Below are 19,132 nucleotides of genomic sequence, written 5' to 3'. Positions count from 1 at the left end.
ACCGGGGGCGGGGCGGCCGCCGAGGGGCGGTGCGCCGCCCGTCACCGCGCCGCCCGTCACCGCGCCGTCCGTCACCGCGACGGTCACCGCCGCGCGCGTCACCACCGCGCCGGCCAGCGCCGTCGGGGTTCCCACCACGTGCGTTGCCACCGCGTCCGCCGTCGCCCCGCCGCTCGCCGCCGCGTCGGCCGTCGCCGCGTCGGTCGCCGCCCGTGGGCCGGGCCGGGCGGGGGACGCGTCGGCGCGGCGGTTCCTGCGGGCTCATCGCGCGTCCGGCGCGGGTGAGGGTTCGCCCAGGACCGTACCGTCCGGTTTCAGGAACACCGGGACGTCACCGGGGACCATGCCCAGCTCCCGCGCCCTGCGGTCCAGCGCGCCCGGGGCGGAGAAGGAGTCGACGTCCTGCTGGAGCCCCTGCTCCTCGTCGGTCAGCTCCTTGGTCTCCTGCCGGAGCTTGCCCAGTTCGAACGAGCCCTCGTTGACGGCGGCGTTGAGCAGCAGCAGGGCGAGCAGCCCGCCACCCAGCAGGACGACGACGAGCAGGACGAAGGGGGTGCGGGCGGCGGTGGAGCCGCCCGAGGGGACCAGCCGGGCGAGCGCGGGCCCCCAGGGACGTGCGGAACGTCCGGTCGAACCGGTCATGCTGGGGCTACCTCCCGGATGCGTCGCGCCCCGCGCAGCCGGGCCGGAGCGGCGCGGCGGTTGCGGGCGACCTCTTCCTCGGTGGGCAGTTCGGCTCCCCGCGTCAGCAGCTCCAGCCGGGGCTGGTACCGCTCGGGGACGACGGGCAGGCCGGGTGGCGCGGTGTTGGCGGCACCGGCGGCGAACACCTGCTTGACCAGGCGGTCCTCCAGCGAGTGGTAGGACAGCACGGCGATCCGTCCGCCCACGGCGAGGGCGTCCACGGCCGCCGGCAGGGCGCGCTCCAGGACGGCGAGTTCGCCGTTGACCTCGATGCGCAGGGCCTGGAACGTGCGCTTGGCCGGGTTGCCCCCGGTGCGTTTGGCGGCCTGCGGCAGCGCGGCGCGGATCAGTTCGACCAGCCGGGCGCTGTTGCCGAAGGGCTCCCGCTCGCGTTCCCGGACGACGGCCTCCACGATGCGCCGGGCCTGCTTCTCCTCGCCGTAGGCGCGCAGGATGCGGACGAGTTCGCCCGGCGGGTAGGTGTTCAGCACCTCGGCGGCGGACATGCCGCGGGTCTGGTCCATGCGCATGTCCAGCGGCGCGTCCTGGGCGTAGGCGAAGCCACGGTCCGCCTCGTCGAGCTGCATCGAGGAGACGCCGAGGTCGAACAGGACGCCCTGCACGCGCGGGGTGCCCGTCTCGGCGAGGACGCGGGGCAGCTCGTCGTAGACGGCGTGCACCAGGGTGGCGCGGTCGGCGTGGCGGGCCAGGCGCTCCCCCGCGAGCTTCAGCGCGTCGGGGTCGCGGTCCAGGGCGATGAGGCGGGCCTCGGGGAAGGCGTCGAGCAGCGCCTCGCTGTGGCCGCCGAGGCCGAGGGTGCAGTCGACGACGACGGCTCCGGGCCGCTCTAGCGCGGGGGCCAGAAGCTCCAGACACCGCTGGAGCATGACCGGAACGTGCCGTTCTTCGCTGTCGGTCATGTGCCCTCTCAGTCCCGGCTCTGCTCCGGCCCGGACCCGGCGAGGCGGGCGGCGGACGCCGACCCGGCTCCGCGACCCGGCCGTTCCGCCACTGGGTGCGGGCAGGCGCGGGGCGTGCCGGTGAGGGCCGGGAAGGTGCGGGAGTGGCCGGTCGACCGCCCGCTCTGCTCCCGTCCGCGTCAACTCTAGTCCAGTCGCCCGCTCGGTCAATCAACCGGTCGGGCGCGTCCCGCGCCTCCGTGACCGGTCCCCCGCGGCGACGGCCGCCTGTGGAGTGCCTCACAAGGCCGCGCGCTCACCCCGATATCTCCCCTACGTCCGATCTCACGGCGAGCCGATTCCCGGCGTCGCCGCTACGGTCGGAACCATGTCGACCTCCCCGAACTCGCGCACGGTCACGGACCGTCTCGTCGAAGCCAACGCCGAGTACGCCGAAGCCTTCACCGACCCGGGCATGGGGGCCGCCCCCGTGCTGAACGTCGCCGTGGTGGCGTGCATGGACGCCCGCATCGACCTGCACGCCTCACTCGGCCTGCGGCTCGGCGACTGCCACACCATCCGCAACGCGGGCGGCGTCGTCACCGACGACGTGATCCGCTCGCTGACGATCAGCCAGCGTGCGCTGGGCACCAGGTCCGTGGTGCTCATCCACCACACCGACTGCGGACTGATGAAGCTCACCGAGGACTTCCGGCACGATCTGGAACTGGAGGTGGGCCAGCGGCCGTCGTGGGCCGTCGAGGCCTTCCGGGACGTCGACCAGGACGTGCGCCAGTCGATCGAGCGGGTCCGTACGTCCCCGTTCCTGCTGCACACCGACGACGTGCGCGGGTTCGTCTTCGACGTGACCACGGGTCTGCTGCGCGAGATCGAGCCCGGGGGCTCCCCCACGAAGTGACGTTTGGCACGGTGTACGTGAACAATGTGCTGTCCACGGCACCGTGCCACCGGGTCTCTTCCTCTTCCTGGACCGGCCGGCCCCGTGGACGCTTCAGGGGAGGGCCGGCCTTGTGACCCGTGAGGTCCGGCCTTGGGAATGGGCCTAGGAGGGCCGGGTGACGACGTATGACGCACGAGAGAACCTCAGCGATCTGACGGCCACGGCGGACGAGGTGCGCCGTTCGGTGGAGAGCGTGATCGAGGGCAAACCGGAGGCCGTCCGGCTGGCCCTGACCGTGCTGCTCGCCGAGGGGCACCTGCTCGTCGAGGATGTGCCGGGCGTGGGCAAGACCATGCTCGCGAAGGCACTGGCCAGGTCGATCGACTGCTCGGTGCGCCGGATCCAGTTCACGCCGGATCTGCTGCCCTCCGACATCACCGGCGTCAGCGTGTACGACCAGGAGCGCCGCGAGTTCGAGTTCAAGCCGGGGGCGATCTTCGCCCAGATCGTCATCGGAGACGAGATCAACCGCGCCTCGCCCAAGACGCAGTCCGCGCTGCTGGAGTCCATGGAGGAGCGGCAGGTCACCATCGACGGCCAGACCTACCCGCTGCCGAACCCGTTCATGGTGGTCGCCACCCAGAACCCGGTGGAGATGGAGGGCACCTACACGCTGCCCGAGGCCCAGCGGGACCGCTTCATGGCACGGCTGTCCATCGGCTACCCGAGCACGGCGGCCGAGCTGGAGATGCTCGACGTCCACGGCGGCGTCTCCCCGTTGGCGGGCCTGCGCCCGGTCGCGCACGCCGACGACATCTCCAAGCTGATCGCGGCGGTGCGCGGTGTGCACGTCGCCGAGCCGGTCAAGCGGTACGCCGTCGACCTCGTCACGGCCACCCGCAACCACCCCGAACTGCGACTGGGCGCCTCACCGCGGGCCACCCTGCAACTGCTGCGGGCCGCCCGGGCCGCCGCGGCCCTGAACGGACGCGACTTCACCCTGCCGGACGACGTCCAGTTCCTCGCCATGCCCGTCCTGGCGCACCGGCTGCTGCCCACCGCGCAGGCCCAGCTCAACCGGCGGACGGCGGAGCACATCGTCTACGACATCGTGCAGCGCACCCCGCTGCCCAGCCCCGCGCCCGCCCCGGGCGGGGCCCAGGCCCCGGCTCCGGTGCAGGCCCGGGGGTTCTGATGGCCCCCGCCCGCGAGCACGGCTCCGCACCGGGTTCGCTGCGCGTCTCGTTCGGCGGGCTCACCACCCGCGGCCGGTCCTTCCTGGCCGCGGGTGTCGCGGCGGCCGTGAGCGCCTACATCCTGGGCCAGCCGGAGCTGCTCCGCATCGGGGTGCTGCTCGCCGTCCTGCCCCTGGTGTGCGTCGCCGTCCTGCACCGCACCCGGCACCGGGTGACCGGCGCCCGGCGGCTGAGCCCGGCCCGCGTCCCCGTGCGCAGCGAGGCCCGGGTGCACCTGCGCGTCGACAACGTGTCCCGGGTCCCCACCGGCATGCTCATGCTCCAGGACCAGGTGCCCTACGTGCTGGGGCCGCGGCCCCGCTTCGTCCTGGACCGGATCGAGGGAGGCGGGCGCCGCGAGGTGTCCTACCGCGTCCGTTCCGACCTCCGGGGACACTATCCGCTGGGCCCGCTCCAGCTCCGGGTGACCGACCCGTTCGGGATGGTCGAGCTGACGCGCTCGTTCAGCACCCGCGACACCCTGACCGTGATCCCGGCCGTGCAGGCCCTCCCGCCGGTCAAGCTGCTCGGCGAGGCCTCCGGGTACGGCGAGAGCCGGCGGCGCGCGATCGCCGTCACCGGTGAGGACGACGTGATTCCGCGCGCCTACCGGCACGGCGACGACGTCCGGCGCGTCCACTGGCGTTCCACGGCCCGCCGCGGCGAGCTGATGGTGCGCCGTGAGGAGCAGCCGGAGCGGGCCCGGGCCACCGTGCTGCTCGACACGCGACGGCTCGCCTGGGCCGGTTCGGGTCCGGACTCGCCGTTCGAGTGGGCGGTCACCGGCGCCGCCTCCGTCGCGATACACCTGCTGGAACGCGACTACCAGGTGCGGCTGCTCACCGACACCGGAACCCTGGCCCCGGGCCCGGAGGGCCTGCTGACCGGCGGGGACGGCTCGGACACGGCCGGCCTGCTGCTGGACGCCCTCGCCGTCGTCGGCCACTCCCACGAGACCGGCCTGCAACGGGCCCACGACCGGCTGCGGGAGGGCGGCTGCGGCCTGCTGGTCGCCTTCCTCGGCCACCTCGACCCGTCCCAGGCCACACTGACGGCCCGCATCCGGCAACGGGCGGGCGGCGCGGTCGCGCTCGTCCCCCGGGGTCAGCAGGCGCCGCAGTTTGAGGAGGAACAGATGCGCGCCCTGCGCGAGGCGGGCTGGACGGTCGTGCCGTTCACCCCGTGGGACGCGCTGCCGCGGGTGTGGCAGCTGGCCGACCGGACGAACGCGGCCGGCGGCGGCCCGATGACGACGACGGGGGGCGTCCGATGAGCGGACAGGCACGGCTCGCGGTGTGCGGGTGGCTGGCCACCGTCGCGGCGGCCACCGCACTGCTGCCCCTGGTGCGCGACGCCTCCTGGCTGTTCCAGGCGGCCCTGGTGCTCGGCCTGGTCAGCGCCCTGGGTACCGGGCTGCGGCGCGTCCCGCTGCCGCGCGGGCTGACGATCACGGCCCAGCTGGTGCTGGCGCTGCTCGCGCTCACCTTCCTGTTCGTGCGGGAGTCGGCCGTCGCCGGGTTCATTCCGGGGCCGGACGCCTTCACGCACTTCGGCGACCTGTTCACCCAGGGCGGCGAGGACGTGAGCCAGTACGTGATACCGGCGCCGCTGACGGACGGCATCCGGCTCATGCTCGTCGCCGGCGTGCTGCTGATCGGCCTGATGGTGGACGTCCTCGCCGCCACCTACCGCACGGCGGCCCCGGCCGGGCTGCCGCTGCTCGCGCTCTACTCCGTGGCCTCCGGACTCGCCGGTGAGGACGGCGGGCGCTGGCTGTGGTTCCTGTGTGCGGCGGCCGGCTATCTGCTCCTGCTCCTCGCCGAGAGCCGCCACCGACTCGTGCAGTGGGGCCAGGTGTTCGGCACCGCGCTGCCGGGCGGCGGCCCGAGCTCCCGGGTGCGCTCGGCCTCACCGGTGCGCACGGGACGGCGGATCGGATTCGCCGCGCTCGGGTTCGCGCTGCTCGTGCCGCTGGCGCTGCCCGCGCTCGGCACCGGCCTGCTGACCAACGACGGCGAGGGCGGCCGGGGCGGCCCGGGCGACGGCAACACGGTCACCGCCGTCAACCCGCTGGTCGAGCTGCAGAACAGTCTCAACCAGCCGGAGAACCGGACCGTCCTCACGTACGAGACCGACGCCGAGGACGTCAGCGGGCTGTACCTGCGGATCGTGGCGCTCGACGAGTTCGACGGCACGTCGTGGCGCCCCTCCCAGCGGCGCATCACGGACGTGCCGTCGCATCAGTTCCCCACGCCGCCGGGCCTGTCCCCCGGAGTGGATCGGGAGGCCGTGACCACCCGCATCGCCGCGGCCGACTGGTACGAGCAGACCTGGCTGCCCATGCCCTACCCCGCCGACCAGGTGAACATCGACGGACGCTGGCGCTTCGAGCCCATCGGCCGCACCGTCGTCGGCGACAAGGGGCAGACCACGGCCGGCGCGCAGTACGAGGTGCGGAGCCTGCTGGTCAAGCCCACCGCCGAGCAGCTGGCGAACGCGCCACGGGCGCCCATGGACATCCGCCGGGAGCAGACCTCGGTGCCGGAGAACCTGCCCGCCGTGGTGGAGGAGACGGCCCGCACCGTGACCAGCACGGCGCGCAACGACTACGAGCGCGCCATCGCCCTCCAGGACTGGTTCGCCGTCCAGGGCGGCTTCACCTACGACACGGAGGTCGCCGCGGGCAGCGGCAGCGAGGCCATAGCGCGCTTCCTGGAGCAGAAGGAGGGTTTCTGCGTCCACTTCGCCTTCTCCATGGCCGCGATGGCCCGGACGCTGGACATCCCGGCGCGGGTGGCGATCGGCTTCACCCCGGGCACCGGCTCCTCAGGCGGCACGCGCGAGGTCGGGCTCCAGGACGCGCACGCCTGGCCCGAGCTGTACTTCCAGGGCGTCGGCTGGACCCGCTTCGAGCCCACTCCCTCCCGGGGCACCACGCCGGAGTACGCGATGCCCGTCCTGCCCGACCCCGGCGGCTCGGACGAGCCCGACCTGCCGCGGCCGGGGACGACGGACGAGCCCTCCAGCGCGCCGGAGGCGCCGGAGGACGCGTGCCCGCCCGGCGTCGGGGGCTGCGAGAACGACGCGGGCGCCGCGGGCTCTTCCGGCGACGACTCCTTGTGGAAGACGGTGGGGACCGTCGTCCTCTTCGTCGGCCTCGGCCTGGGCGGCGTCCTGCTCGTGGCGGCGCTCGTCCTGTCCCCGCTGCTGTGGCGGCTGACGGTACGGCGCCGGCGGACCGACGGCGGTCCCCTCACCTGCTGGCAGGAGGCCCTCGACGCGGGCTGGGACTTCGGCATCCCGCCGGACGAGTCGGCCACACCCCGGCAGGCGGCGGCCCGCATGGCCGAGGCCGGGCGGCTCGACGGACCGGCCGCCGCGGCACTCCACCGGCTCGCCGACGCGGTGGAACGCGCCCTGTACGCTCCGCGGCCCGCCCCTCCCGGCCCCTACGCGGCCGACGTGACGGCGGTGCGGGCCGGGCTGCGGGCCTCGGCGTCCCGGTGGACCCGGATGCGGGCCGTCGTCCTGCCCCGCTCCTCCGTCCGGGCGCTGTGGGCCGTCTCCGAGCGGGGGCGCGCCCTCATGGACGCCCACCGCGCGTTCTGGTCCCGGGCGGCGGTCTCCCTGCGGGCCCGGCTCAGCCGCGGCTGAGCCACGGCCGGTGGCCGGCGCCCGCAGGGGCCCGGCCACCGGCCGGCGCCCGCCCGTCCGCTCCCGGGGCCGGGAGCGGACGGGCGGAGGCCCTGAAACGGGCGTCAAGGAACGCAAAAGAAGAGGCCACCCTTCGGGTGGCCTCGGTCAGGCGGTGTACCGCGCTGTTTACTGCTGTTCGTCCCGGCGGCGCTGCCAGCGATCCTCGATGCGGTTCATCATCGACCGCTTGGGCGGCTTCTGGCGACGGCCGCGGCCGTGCTCCCGGCCGCGGCGGCCCTCACCGGACCCGCCCTGGCCTTCGCCCTCACCCTCGGAGCCGGGCTGCGGCCCCTTGCGCCAGCCCGTCACGGCCAGCACGGCGCATCCGAGCATCACGAGGAAACCGACCACGCCCAGCCAGACCACCTGGTAGACCATGCCGGCCATGAGAAGCGCGATACCGACCAGAAAGCCCGCTACCGCCTGGTAGATCCGGCGGCGGGTCGGCGCCCGCAGGTCACTACCCTCGAGCGCTGTCGCGAACTTGGGATCTTCTGCGTACAGCGCTCGCTCCATCTGCTCGAGCATGCGCTGCTCGTGCTCAGAGAGCGGCACGGAGTCCTCCTACTCGTCGGTCGCGGGGGCGACCGGATGCGACCCTTCAAGGATAGGCAGGGAATCGCCCCCGTGAAACCCGCCCCTCTGCGCCTTGTTCCTCCCATCGGGTCAGGTATGACGGGCCGCTGCGGTGGCCTGTTCATTCCCCTGCATGCCGCACGTCATGCCCCGGTGGTTCTCTCCGAATCATACGGCGACATTGCGCTGATCGGGCGGTCTGCGGGGTTCTGTAACCGAGGGCACGCCCTCAGCCCACCACGAAAGGCTCGACGGACGCTCGGACGGATCCCGGCGGCCCCGCGCGCCACAGGGGACATCCACCGCCTCAGCCCACCTCGGCGAGGACGTGCAGCTGGGAGGCCACGGCGTGGAAGGCGGGCAGTTCGGCCGCCGCCGCCTCCAGCTGGGCCAGCGCCTCCAAGGCGCCCGGCTCAGCGTCGACCAGGGAGCCGGGAACGAGGTCGCTGAAGACGCGCACGCCGTGCACGGCGGCGACCGTCAGCCCCGTCTCGGCCACCAGGGCGGAGAGCTGCTCGGCGGTGAAGCGGCGCGGCATCGGGTCGGACTCCCCGTAGCGGCCCTGCGGGTCCCCCAGGGCGTGGCGGGCCTCCGTGAAGTGCCCGGCGAGGGCTCGGGCCAGCACGGCGCCGCCGAGCCCCGCCGCCAGCACGCTGAGGACCCCGCCGCCGGGACGCAGGGCCGCCACGGCGTTCCGCAGGCCCTCCCCCGCGTCGTCCACGTACTCCAGGACGCCGTGGCAGAGCACGGCGTCGTACCCGGCGCGCTCGGCCACGTCGAGCAGGTCGTGCGCGTCCCCCTGCACACCGCGCACCCGGTCGGCCACGCCCTCCTCGGCGGCGCGGCGCTCCAGGGCGAAGAGCGCGTTGGGGCTCGGGTCCACCACGGTGACGCGGTGGCCCAGCCGGGCGAGCGGCACGGCGAAGTGCCCCGAGCCGCCCCCGGCGTCGAGCACGTCGAGCGCGGGCCGGCCGACCGCCTCGCTCCGGCGGTGCAGGGCTTCGCTCAGCACCTCCCAGACCACGGCGGTACGGAGGGCGGCGCGCGGGCGGGACATGGCGTGTGGCTCCTCGGCGGCGGAACGTACGTGGGCTGGCAGCCCCCACCCTATTGCCTCGCCACCACCGCCGGTTCCGCCTGCGCGCGGGCGCGGGGAAACGCGGGCTGGGAGACCAGCATGCGCTCCACGAGGTGCAGGAACATGCCGACGTCGCGCAGGAGGTCGTCGGCCTCACGGGCCGTCACCGCGCCGCGTATGCCCGCCTCGGCACGGGCGCGGCGCTCGGCGCCGGCGGCGAAGAAGGCGCTCCATTCGGCGAGCTCGGGCGCCACCTCCGGCAGCACCTCCCAGGCGCTGCGGATGCGCCGGCGGGCCCGAGTGTGCTTCTCGGGACGGCCGCGCACGGCCAGGACGGCCGCCGCAGTGCGCAGGGCGGCGAGATGGGCGGTCGCGTAGCGCTCGTTGGGCTGCTCGTGTGCCGCCGCCTCGTCCAGCCCGTGCTGGGCCTGCGACAGCAGGTCCAGCACAGCGGGCGGCACCGCGGCCGGGCGCGGCACGGGGTGGATGTCGCTCGGAGGGACGTTCAGCTTCGTCATGACTGGTGCCTCCTTCGCTTCCTTGGCCTCCCGGCGGTTCGGCCGGGAGGCCGGTCGACCGGTCAGCCGTACACGGGCCGTGTGCCGGCCCGTTCCGGAGTCCGTACACCCACATCGTGCGGTGCCCCACTGACAATCGGCCCTGACCTGCGCGTTCTCTCCCGCGCGAGAGCCGTGTCCGCTGCTCGTCCGCCCCCGCGCGGTGCACGTCCGCCACTGCTCTACACTTTTGAACTGACCAGTCAGTTCAAAACTGTCTTCGGGGAGGACGGCATGGAAGGGGCGGAGGTCAGCGCCGAGGGTCTGGGGCTGACGGGTTCCAAGGGGACGGTGTTCGAGGCGGTGGACGTGGACGCCCCGCCGGGCGCCCTCATCGCGATCACCGGCCCCTCGGGCTCGGGCCGGACGTGTCTGCTGCTCACCCTCACCGGCCGAATGCGCCCCACCACCGGACACGCCAGCGTCGGCGGCCACCGGATCCCGTCCCGGATGGGCTCGGTCCGGCGCATCGCGGCTCTCGGCCCGGTGCCCGGCGTCACGGACCTGGAGCCCTCGTGGACCGTGACCGAGCAACTGCGCGAACGGGCCCTGCTGCGCCGCCGCTTCCGCATCGGCCGCCGGGAACGCGCCGCCGAGCGCCGGGCCCGGGTGGACCGGGCCCTGGAGCGGGCCGGGCTGGACCTGGACACGCTGCCGAAGGGCCCGCGCACCGCCGTCCGGGATCTGGAACGGCTCGAGGCGCTGCGGCTCGGCACAGCCCTGGCCCTGCTCGACGAGCCGCGGCTGCTCGCCGTGGACGACGCCGACCTCAAGCTCGCCGACGAGGAGCGGGAGCTGCTGTGGGAGCTGCTGCGGTCGGTGAGCGGCGCGGGCACGACGGTGCTCGCGGTGTGCAGCGAGCCGCCCGCCGACGCGCTGGTGCTCAGCACCGCGCGCGGCGGGACCGACACGAACGAAGAAGGCAACGGGGAGGGAGAGGCGCAGGATGCGCTCACCGCGACTGGCCGCGCTTGAGTTGAAGCGCTTCGGGCGGGGGCGGCTGCCCCGGGCGGCGCTCGTCACGATCATGCTGCTGCCGCTGCTCTACGGCGCCCTGTACCTGTGGTCCTTCTGGGACCCCTACGAGCGGCTGGACCGCATACCGGTGGCCCTGGTCAACGAGGACGCGGGGACCACCGTCGAGAGCCCGGCGGGCGGCGAGCCGCGCGAGATCACCGCCGGCGACGACCTCAGCCGGGCCCTGCACGACAGCGAGACCTTCGACTGGCGCGAGACGACGGCCGAGGACGCCGCCGAGGGGGTGGAAGAGGGCCGGTACTTCCTGTCCCTGACGATTCCCGAGGAGTTCAGCGCCGAGGTGACCTCCAGCTCCGGCGACCATCCGGAGACGGGTGCGCTGCGGGTACGCACGAACGACGCCAACAACTACATCGTGGGCCAGATCGCCCGCACCGTGTTCTCCGAGGTGCGCGCCGCCGCGTCCAGCAAGACGTCCCGCGGCTTCTACGACAACATCTTCATCGCCTTCTCCGCCATCCACGACGCCACCCAGGACGCGGCCGACGGAGCGGGCGACCTCAAGGACGGGATCGACGAGGCCAAGGACGGCTCGGGCGATCTCAAGGACGGCGCCTCCCGGGCCGAGGACGGCGGTGAGGAGCTGGCCGACGGCGTGGACCGGCTGGACCGGGGCGCGGGACGGCTGGAGGACGGCGCGAAGAAGGTCGCCGACGGCACCCAGAAGCTCGCGGACAAGGTCAACGGGATCGCCGACGCCGTCGTGCCCTTCACCGAGGAGCGCGGCGAGGACATCGCGAAGGCGGCGGGGAAGGTGGCCGAGGGCGCCGAGGCGGCCAAGAAGCACCTCGACAGCCTGCCCAAGGACGCGGCCCGGGCCGCCCGGCTCGCCGACGCGGCGGCCGACGGTACGGAGGGGCTGCACCGGCTGCTGTGCGTGCCGGGTACGCCCGAGAGCCCGGACGGCGGACTGCTGCCCGGAGACCCGTCCCCGCCGCAGTGGCCGGGCCTGCCGCGCCCCGGCACGTCCGGTGACGCCGACGGCGGCACGGTCGGCGGCACCGGGGGTCCGTCGCCGGATGCCGCGAACACGCCCGCGCTGAGCGAGGAGCACTGCGCCGACCTGGGCCGGTACGCCGAGTACAGCCGCGGCGCCGCCGACGCGGCCGACGACGTGAAGGAGCACATCGACGGCTACGAGAGCCTCGACGACCTCGGCGACGACCTCGACGAGCTCCGCGACATCGCGCTGAAGGTGCAGAAGCGTGCGCCGCACCTCGACGACGACCTGCGGCTCGCCGTCAAGCAGGTCAACGCCCTCAACGACGGGGCGAAGAAGGTCCACGACGGCTCCGAGGAGCTGCACGACGGGCTGACGAAGGCCGCCGGCGGAGCGGGTCGGCTGGAGAGCGGTCTGGTCGAGCTGAGCGACGGCGCGGACCTGCTGGACGGCGGCATGATCAAGCTCGCCGACGGCTCGCTGCGGCTGGCCGACGGTCTGCGCGACGGCGTGAAGCAGATCCCGGACTACGGGGACGAGGAGCGGGCGGACCGCAGCGCGGTCATGGCCGACCCGGTGGAGCTCGCCTCCCGCAACCTCCACGCCGCGCCCAACTACGGCACGGGGTTCGCCCCGTACTTCATACCCCTCGCCCTGTGGGTGGGCGCGATGGTGGCCTACATGCTGCTGCCGGCCCTCAACCGGCGGGCGCTGGCCGCGGGGGCCCCGGCGGTGCGCACGGCCCTGGCGGCCTGGCTGCCGGTGGCCGCGGTGGGCGCCGTGCAGGCGTCGGTGCTGCTGGCCGTCCTGCACTGGGCGCCGGGGCTGGGGCTGGAGATGGCCCGTCCGGCCGGGACGCTGGGCTTCCTGCTGCTCGTGTCGGCCTGCTTCACCGCCATCGTCCAGTGGCTCAACGCGCAGTTCGGCCCGTCGGGACGGATCATGGTGCTCGTCCTGCTGATGCTCCAGCTCACCTCGGCCGGGGGCACCTATCCGGTGCAGACGAGCCCGGGCTTCTTCAACGCGGTCCACCCCTTCCTGCCGATGACGTACGTCGTCGAGGGGCTGCGCCACCTGGTCACCGGGGGCGGGCTCGGGCCCGTCTGGCAGGGTGTCGCGGTGCTGCTCGGCTTCACCGCCGCGGCGCTGGCCGCCACGGCCTGGACGGCGCGGCGCGGCTCGGTGTGGACGCTCAAGCGGCTGCACCCGGAGCTCACCCTGTGAGACGGGCACACGCCGGGGAGGCCGGTCGGACGGCCGGCCACGGGCCCGGAGGACAATCGTGGGCATGAAGAGCGGCACCAAGGGGCCCGGGAGCCCGGCAGGCGCGAGCGCGCGCCGTACCGCCACCCGGCAGAAGTTGTACGAGGCGGCGGTCCACCTCATCGCCGAGCAGGGGTTCTCGGCCACGACGGTGGACGAGATCGCCGAGGCCGCGGGCGTGGCCAAGGGCACCGTCTACTACAACTTCGCCAGCAAGAACGAGCTGTTCGAGGAGTTGCTGCGGCACGGCGTCGAACTGCTCGCGCAGCGCCTGCGGGAGGCGGCGGCCGGGGCCCGGGAGCGTTCGGGGACGCGCGTGGACGCCCTGGACGCGATGGTGCGCGCGGGGCTGGTGTTCATCGACCGCTACCCGGCCCTCACCCAGCTGTTCGTGGCCGAGCTCTGGCGGCAGAACCGCACCTGGCAGTCGACGCTGATGGTCGTACGGGCCGAGGCGGTCGCCGTGGTGGAGGAGCAGCTGCGGCTCGGTGTCGCGGAGGGCGAGCTCAGCGACGAGATCGACGTGCCGCTCACCGCGGCCGCGCTCTTCGGCATGGTGCTGGTCGCCGCGCTGGACTGGAAGGCGTTCCAGCCGGACCGCTCGCTGGACGAGGTGCACGCCTCGCTGTCCCTGCTGCTCCAGGGCCGCGTCGCCGGACGTCCCTGACCCGACCGTCCGGCCCGGGCCCGGTGGGGCCGGGCCGGGTTCGGCGGACCACGGGCGGCCCCGGCCGCGCGAAGACCGAAGCCGCCCGTTCGCCCCCGTGTTCCCCCGGGGCCCCGGACTCGTCCCCCGTGTTCCCCCACGTCCGGGCTTCCCCCCTGCCGGAGGCGCCGCGCCGTTCCGCCGCCCCGTGCCGGCGGTGCGGCGCGGCGTCCTCCGTTGCCCACCACTCTGCCGTCCTCGCAGGTCATCGCCCATCCGCGCGGCTACTCAACCGACGGCCTAGGTACCGGTACTCACGACTGAGGAGCTCGGCCCACCGCGTTCCGGTGTCCGGTGCCCAGCGCTCGGGGGCGCCTGGCACGGCGTAGAGTCGCTGGCCATGGCACGGATTGTGGTGATCGGGGCCGGACTCGGCGCACTGGCCGGGGCGGCGCGGCTGGCGACGGCGGGGCACCGGGTCACGGTGTACGAGCGCTCGGAGACCCACGGCGGCGGGGTGCGGCGGTTCGAGCGCGAGGGGTTCGCCTTCGACACCGGTCCCGCGCTGCTGCACCTGCCGGCCGTCTGGCGGGACCTGTTCCTCAAGACGGGCCGCGAGTCCCTGGAGTCCGCGGTGGCGACGCGGCAGCTCGACCCGGCCGCCCTGCACCGGTTCGCCGACGGCACCGAGGTGACGCTGCCGATCTCCCGCTCCGGCCTGATCGGCGCGCTGGACTCGGCCCTCGGCGCGGGCGCCGGCCGCCGCTGGACGGATCTGCTGGTACGGGCCCGCACGGCCTGGGACGCCACGAGGCGCCCGCTCCTGGAGGAGCCCCTCGTGGACGCGCCGACTCCGCCCGACCCCTATCCGGCGCTGCGTCGGCGCGGGCTGCTGCGGCGCCGTCCGCCCACGCTGGCCGAGGTCGCGGCGCACGAGCTGGGCGACCCGCGGGCCGTCGCCCTCCTGGAGTCCTGTGCGGTGGGCTACGGACTGGACCCGCGCACCGCCCCGGCGAGTGCCACCGTGCTGCCGTACGTCGAGCACACCTTCGGCTCCTGGTACGTGACGGGCGGTCTGCGGGCGCTGGCCGACGCCGTGTACCGGCGCTGTGGCGAACGCGGCGTGGAGGTGGTGCTCGGCACCGAGGTGACCGGCGTCGTCGAGCGGGACGGGCGCGCGACCGGCGTGTTGCTGGGCGACGGCACCGAGGTGGCGGCCGACTCCGTCGTCGACGGCCGCTGCCCGCGCACCGGGACGGCCCCGGGACGGGCGCGGCTGACCGTGCTGCTGGCCCTGCGCGGGTCGCGCCCGGCCGGAGTGGTGCACCGCAGCGTGGTGCACACCGCCGACCGGGACGCCGCCCTGGCCGCGCTCTTCGACGCGGCCGACCCGCTGGCCGCCCCCACGGTCACCGTGCTGCGCCCGGACGACCCGGGCGCGGTGCCGGACGCGGACCACGAGGCGGTGACGCTGACGGCCACGGTGCCGCCGCACGTCGCGGCGCCGGGCGGGTCCGGCCGCGGCCCCGCGCGCGGCCGGGCGGGGGCCCGCGTGGACTGGTCGGACGCCGAGTACACCGCGGCCGCCGCCGAGCAGTTGATCAGCGCCGCCGAGACCGTGGTGCCGGGACTGCGGGACCGGCTGCTGTGGCGGGCCGTCCACACGCCCGAGGACGCCGAGCGGGAGACGGGGGCCCCGGGCGGAGCGGTGCCGGTGCCGGCCCTGGCCGGGGCGCCCGGCGCCGGCCGTCCCGCGCCGAACCTGGGGCCCGTTCCAGGGCGTTACGCGCTCGGCGGCTGGGCCCACCCCGGGGGCGGACTGGCGCACGCGGGCATGTCCGGCGCTCTGGTGGCCGGCCTCGTGACCGAGGGCCGCGACTGGCGCGGTTCGAGCTGAACCACGGCCCCGGGCCGCTCAGTTGCGCGGCTGCCCGGGGGCGGGGTAGCCGAACTCGTCCTGGTACGCGGGGTAGGTCTCCTGCCGCGGGGGGTCCTCGCGCTGTTGGGGCACCCAGACGCCGTCCGGCGGGGTCTGGGGGTAGCCACCGCCGTGGTCGGGCGCCTGCCCGGCCGTCGGATAGCCGTAGGAGTCGTAGCCGGGTGTGCCGGTGGCCGGTGGGTAGCCGCTCTGCTCGCCCGGGCCCGGGTAGCCCGGGTAGGCGGCGTAGCCGGCCTCCCCGTAGCCCCCGGCGCCGCCGTACCCCGCGTCGTGCCCGTAGCCCCCGTAGGAGCCGGGGTCGCTGCCCTGGCCGCCGTAGGCGGGGGCCCCGCCCTGGCCGCCGCCGTAGCCGGAGTCGGTCGCGTAGCCGCCGAGCGGGTCCGCGGCGGGGGCCGCGCCCGGAGGCGTCCCGTAGCCGTACAGCCCGCCGCCGTCCGCCGGGTAGTCGGCGGACGGCGGCTGATAGTCGCCGGGGGAGCCGTACGTCGCGTAGGAGGCGTAGGCGCCGGTGTCCGCGGCGGGTGTCTCGTAACCGCCGTACTGCGGCGCCGGTTCCGGCCCCGGGTATCCGCCCGCCGCGCCGCCGTCGTATCCGGCCGCGGCGTAGCCGTGCTGGTCCGGCTCGCCCGCCGGGCCCGGAGGAGACGCGTAGGGCGTGCCGTAGCCCGCGTCGGCGTACTGGCCGGCGTAGGGGTCGGCGTACGGGTCGATGTTCCGGGGTGCGTGACCACCCTGCTCGGGGCCCGCGCCCCCAGCCGGGTACGGTGCCCCCTGCTCCGGCCCGCCGTCCCGGCCCGGCCGGCTCTCGGCGTCCCGCTCGTACACGCCGTACTCGCCGGTGTCCTCGGGCAGCGGCTCCATCTGGTAGGCGGCCGTCTGCTCCAGCCCGGAGACCTCCAGGACCGGCGGGGCGTCCACGGGCTCGCCCTCGGCGCCCTCCTCCTCGCCCGGCTCGCCGGAGCGGCGCAGCCGGCTGCCGGGGACGTTCTCCAGGGCCCAGCCCTTCTCGAAGCCGCGACGGAAGGAGAGCGTGACCAGCAGCTGCCCGATGCCGAACCCGACGGTGCCCAGGGCGATGACGGGCACCGAGCGCATCAGCACGCCGACGACGACGGCGAGGAACCCGAAGAAGGCGACGAGGCGCCAGCGCAGCCGGGCCTTGTACTGGAGCAGCACCTCACCGAGCAGCCACAGGGCGACCAGCCCGAACAGGATGTAGAGGACCGTCCAGCCCATGTACGCCCCTCTCGCAGAACCCTATGAGCGCCGGTGCAGCCCCAGGTTCTCGTAGATTTCCAGCGTCGCCGTGGAGTGGTTGAGCGTGATGAAGTGAAGGCCGGGGATGCCCTCGGCCATCAGGGTCGCGCTCAGCTCCGTGGCGTACTCGATCCCGACCGAGCGTACAGCCACCGGATCGTCCCCGACGGCAAGGATCCTATCGGCCAACTCCGGCGGGAAGGTGGCGTTGCTCAGCTTTGCGAAACGTTCGATCTGGCGGGCGTTGGTGACGGGCATGATCTCCGGGATGATCGGGGTGTCGCAGCCGGCCGCGGCGACCCGGTCCCGCAGCCGCAGGTAGTCCTCCGGATAGAAGAACATCTGGGTGATCGCGTAGTCCGCCCCGGCCCGGCACTTGTTCACGAAGTGCCGGACGTCGGTGTCCCAGTCCGTGGAGCGCGGGTGCATCTCGGGGTACGCGGCGACGCCGACGCAGAAGTCCCCGGACTCCTTGATGAGCTCGACCAGCTCGTACGCGTAGGAGACGCCCTCGGGGTGGGCGAGCCACTCCCCCATCGGGTCGCCCGGCGGGTCGCCCCGGAGGGCGAGCATGTTGCGGATGCCCGCGTCCGCGTACTGGCCGATGACGTTGCGCAGCTCGGTCACGGAGTGGTTGACGGCGGTGAGGTGGGCGACGGGCGTCAGCGTCGTGTCGGTCGCGATGCGCTCGGTGGCACGCACCGTGCCCTCGCGGGAGGAGCCGCCCGCCCCGTAGGTCACCGAGACGAAGGTGGGGCCGACGGCCTCGATGCGGCGGATGGCGTTCCACAGGGTCCGTTCGCCCTTGGCCGTCTTGGGGGCCATGAACTCGAACGAGTAGGAGCACTCGCCGGAGGCGAGCAGCTCGCGGATCGTCAGTGCGCGGTCTGTCCTGGTGGAGGGGGTGCCGTGGGCCATAGGACGAAGGTTAACCGTCGGTAGTGGCATGCCGGAGGCATGTCCGGCAACTGGACGCCTCACCTGGCTGGAAACCTTCGGAATCCGCAGGTGGCCCCCGCCGAGGTGGCCCCCGTCAGCGGGCTCGCAGCCGCTCGGCGAGAGCCGCGGCGGCGGCCCGCGGGTCGGCGGCCTCCGTCAGGGCGCGGACGACGACCACGCGCCGGGCGCCGGCGTCCAGCACGGCGTCCAGGTTCGTCGCGTCGATGCCGCCGATGGCGAACCAGGGACGCTCACTGCCGAGCGCTTCGACGCGTTCGGCGGTGTAGCGCACGAGCGACAGCCCGGGGGCGTGCCGCCCGGGCTTGGTGGGGGTGGGCCAGCAGGGGCCGGTGCAGAAGTAGTCCACGCCCTCGTCGGTGAGGGCGGCGTCGACCTCGGCCTCGGCGTGGGTGGAACGGCCGACGAGCACGTCCTCGGGGCTCGGGCCGAGGATGGCGCGGGCCGCGGGGACGGGCAGGTCCCCCTGGCCCAGGTGCAGCACGTCGGCGCCGATGGCGTGCGCGACGTCGGCCCGGTCGTTGACGGCGAGGAGCTTGCCGTGGCGGCGGCAGGCCTCCGCGAAGACGGGCAGGTGCCGCAGCTCCTCCCCCGCCTCCATGCCCTTGTCGCGCAGCTGGACGATGTCCACGCCGCCCGAGAGCACGGCGTCGAGGAACTCCGGCAGGTCCCTCTGCCGGGTGCGGGCGTCGGTGCACAGGTACAGCCGGGCGTCGGCGAGCCGCCGGGCGGCGGAGCCGGCCACGGCGGCCTCCGTTGCGGTACCACCGGACGCGGTGGCGGACGGTGCGGACGACGCGGGCATGAGGAGTTCCCCCCTGGTGGGACGGCGGGCCCGGTGCCGTCGCCCGTGGGCGTGGGCCCGGGCCCGACCGTCGGACGGTCTTCGGTTCGTTGCGGCGGCCGGTCGCGGCGAGGCCGCGGTCGGCCCGGCCACCGGCCTCAGGGCGTGGGTGGCCCTAGACGGCGAGCGCCTGCGCGCGGCGCTTCACCTCGGTGCCGCGGTTCTCGCGCAGCGCCTGCGTCGGCGTGCCGGGCAGGCTGTCGTCCGGGGTGAAGAGCCACTCCAGCATCTCCTCGTCGCTGAAGCCGTCGTCCCTCAGCAGGGTCAGCGTGCCGGCCAGGCCCTTGACGATACGCCCCTCGCCGATGAAGTCGGCGGGGACCATCAGGACCCGGTTCTCGCCGCGGCGCACCGCGAGGAGCTGTCCTTCCTTGACCAGCTGTCGAACCCGCGTCACCTCGACGTGCAGCTTCTCCGCCACGTCGGGAAGGTTGAGCCAGGCGGGGACGAGAGCATCAATCTTCGCGTCAATCTCGGTCACGTCCCCTAGCCTGCCATCCGCCGCCGACATCCGGCACCGCGACGGCCGCCCACGTGGCCCGAGTGGCGGCGGGCCGAGCGTCGGCCTGGCGGCGAGCGGCGCGGGGCGGCGGCCGGGCGGCGAGCGGGGCGGCCGGGCGGC

Annotated in this window: 17 protein-coding genes; 8 read left to right on the top strand and 9 right to left on the bottom strand. The window is 74.6% G+C overall.

What is annotated here, in order from left to right; genetic code table 11:
• Positions 1-261: 261 nt before the first annotated feature.
• Entirely contained in the window at positions 262-642 is a 381-nt protein-coding gene (locus tag HPT28_RS24830; RefSeq protein WP_374227014.1) for a septum formation initiator family protein, read from the bottom strand.
• Positions 639-1,604, bottom strand: a complete 966-nt coding sequence (gene rsmH, locus HPT28_RS24825; RefSeq protein WP_219093927.1) for a 16S rRNA (cytosine(1402)-N(4))-methyltransferase RsmH — start codon at positions 1,602-1,604, stop codon at positions 639-641. The genes HPT28_RS24830 and rsmH overlap by 4 nt, the downstream gene beginning before the upstream one ends.
• A gap of 367 nt (positions 1,605-1,971) precedes the next feature.
• On the opposite strand from rsmH, the gene HPT28_RS24820 reads away from it, so the two are divergent.
• The 4 genes from HPT28_RS24820 (at position 1,972) to HPT28_RS24805 (ending at position 7,373) form a co-directional block, all read left to right on the top strand.
• Positions 1,972-2,502, top strand: a complete 531-nt coding sequence (locus HPT28_RS24820; protein ID WP_219093925.1) for a carbonic anhydrase — start codon at positions 1,972-1,974, stop codon at positions 2,500-2,502.
• A 157-nt stretch (positions 2,503-2,659) separates the two neighbouring features.
• Entirely contained in the window at positions 2,660-3,679 is a 1,020-nt protein-coding gene (locus tag HPT28_RS24815; RefSeq protein WP_219093923.1) for a MoxR family ATPase, read from the top strand.
• Complete coding sequence (locus HPT28_RS24810) at positions 3,679-4,992, top strand: DUF58 domain-containing protein (RefSeq protein ID WP_219093921.1); 1,314 nt, start codon at positions 3,679-3,681, stop codon at positions 4,990-4,992. Before HPT28_RS24815 ends, HPT28_RS24810 begins: the two co-directional genes overlap by 1 nt.
• Entirely contained in the window at positions 4,989-7,373 is a 2,385-nt protein-coding gene (locus tag HPT28_RS24805) for a DUF3488 and transglutaminase-like domain-containing protein (protein ID WP_219093919.1), read from the top strand. The genes HPT28_RS24810 and HPT28_RS24805 overlap by 4 nt, the downstream gene beginning before the upstream one ends.
• Before the next feature lie 168 nt (positions 7,374-7,541).
• On the opposite strand, the gene HPT28_RS24800 is transcribed toward HPT28_RS24805, so the two are convergent.
• The 3 genes from HPT28_RS24800 to HPT28_RS24790 form a co-directional block, all read right to left on the bottom strand.
• Positions 7,542-7,970 (bottom strand): DUF3040 domain-containing protein, encoded by a 429-nt coding sequence (locus HPT28_RS24800; RefSeq protein WP_219093917.1) that lies wholly within the window; start codon positions 7,968-7,970, stop codon positions 7,542-7,544.
• A 328-nt stretch (positions 7,971-8,298) separates the two neighbouring features.
• Positions 8,299-9,048, bottom strand: a complete 750-nt coding sequence (locus tag HPT28_RS24795; RefSeq protein ID WP_219093915.1) for a methyltransferase — start codon at positions 9,046-9,048, stop codon at positions 8,299-8,301.
• Positions 9,049-9,098: 50 nt separating this feature from the next.
• Positions 9,099-9,587 (bottom strand): SAV_6107 family HEPN domain-containing protein, encoded by a 489-nt coding sequence (locus HPT28_RS24790; protein ID WP_219093913.1) that lies wholly within the window; start codon positions 9,585-9,587, stop codon positions 9,099-9,101.
• Between the two features lie 273 nt (positions 9,588-9,860).
• Here HPT28_RS24790 and HPT28_RS24785 point away from each other — a divergent pair, with 273 nt between their 5' ends.
• From HPT28_RS24785 to HPT28_RS24770, 4 genes are all read left to right on the top strand, one after another.
• Positions 9,861-10,601, top strand: coding sequence for an ATP-binding cassette domain-containing protein (locus HPT28_RS24785; protein ID WP_219093911.1), 741 nt, complete (start codon positions 9,861-9,863; stop codon positions 10,599-10,601).
• Positions 10,573-12,828: a YhgE/Pip domain-containing protein gene (locus tag HPT28_RS24780; protein WP_219093909.1), complete on the top strand. Its 2,256-nt coding sequence runs from the start codon at positions 10,573-10,575 to the stop codon at positions 12,826-12,828. The genes HPT28_RS24785 and HPT28_RS24780 overlap by 29 nt, the downstream gene beginning before the upstream one ends.
• 64 nt (positions 12,829-12,892) lie before the next feature.
• Positions 12,893-13,534: a TetR/AcrR family transcriptional regulator gene (locus HPT28_RS24775; RefSeq protein WP_219093907.1), complete on the top strand. Its 642-nt coding sequence runs from the start codon at positions 12,893-12,895 to the stop codon at positions 13,532-13,534.
• A gap of 379 nt (positions 13,535-13,913) precedes the next feature.
• Positions 13,914-15,410, top strand: coding sequence for an NAD(P)/FAD-dependent oxidoreductase (locus tag HPT28_RS24770; RefSeq protein ID WP_219093905.1), 1,497 nt, complete (start codon positions 13,914-13,916; stop codon positions 15,408-15,410).
• Positions 15,411-15,428: 18 nt separating this feature from the next.
• Here the strand turns inward: HPT28_RS24770 and HPT28_RS27780 are convergent, their stop codons facing one another.
• The 4 genes from HPT28_RS27780 to HPT28_RS24750 form a co-directional block, all read right to left on the bottom strand.
• Positions 15,429-16,688 (bottom strand): hypothetical protein, encoded by a 1,260-nt coding sequence (locus HPT28_RS27780; RefSeq protein WP_219093904.1) that lies wholly within the window; start codon positions 16,686-16,688, stop codon positions 15,429-15,431.
• A 21-nt stretch (positions 16,689-16,709) separates the two neighbouring features.
• Positions 16,710-17,627 (bottom strand): methylenetetrahydrofolate reductase [NAD(P)H], encoded by a 918-nt coding sequence (gene metF / locus HPT28_RS24760; RefSeq protein WP_219093902.1) that lies wholly within the window; start codon positions 17,625-17,627, stop codon positions 16,710-16,712.
• Between the two features lie 115 nt (positions 17,628-17,742).
• Entirely contained in the window at positions 17,743-18,471 is a 729-nt protein-coding gene (thiE, locus tag HPT28_RS24755; RefSeq protein WP_219093899.1) for a thiamine phosphate synthase, read from the bottom strand.
• A gap of 154 nt (positions 18,472-18,625) precedes the next feature.
• The gene (locus HPT28_RS24750) at positions 18,626-18,991 is read right to left on the bottom strand and encodes an Rv2175c family DNA-binding protein (RefSeq protein WP_219093897.1); all 366 of its coding nucleotides are present in this window, start codon (positions 18,989-18,991) and stop codon (positions 18,626-18,628) included.
• Positions 18,992-19,132: the final 141 nt, after the last annotated feature.

The organism is Streptomyces sp. JJ38 (genome assembly GCF_019303475.1).
GTDB lineage: Bacteria > Actinomycetota > Actinomycetes > Streptomycetales > Streptomycetaceae > Streptomyces.
This window is presented reverse-complemented; position numbering and strand designations above follow the sequence as displayed.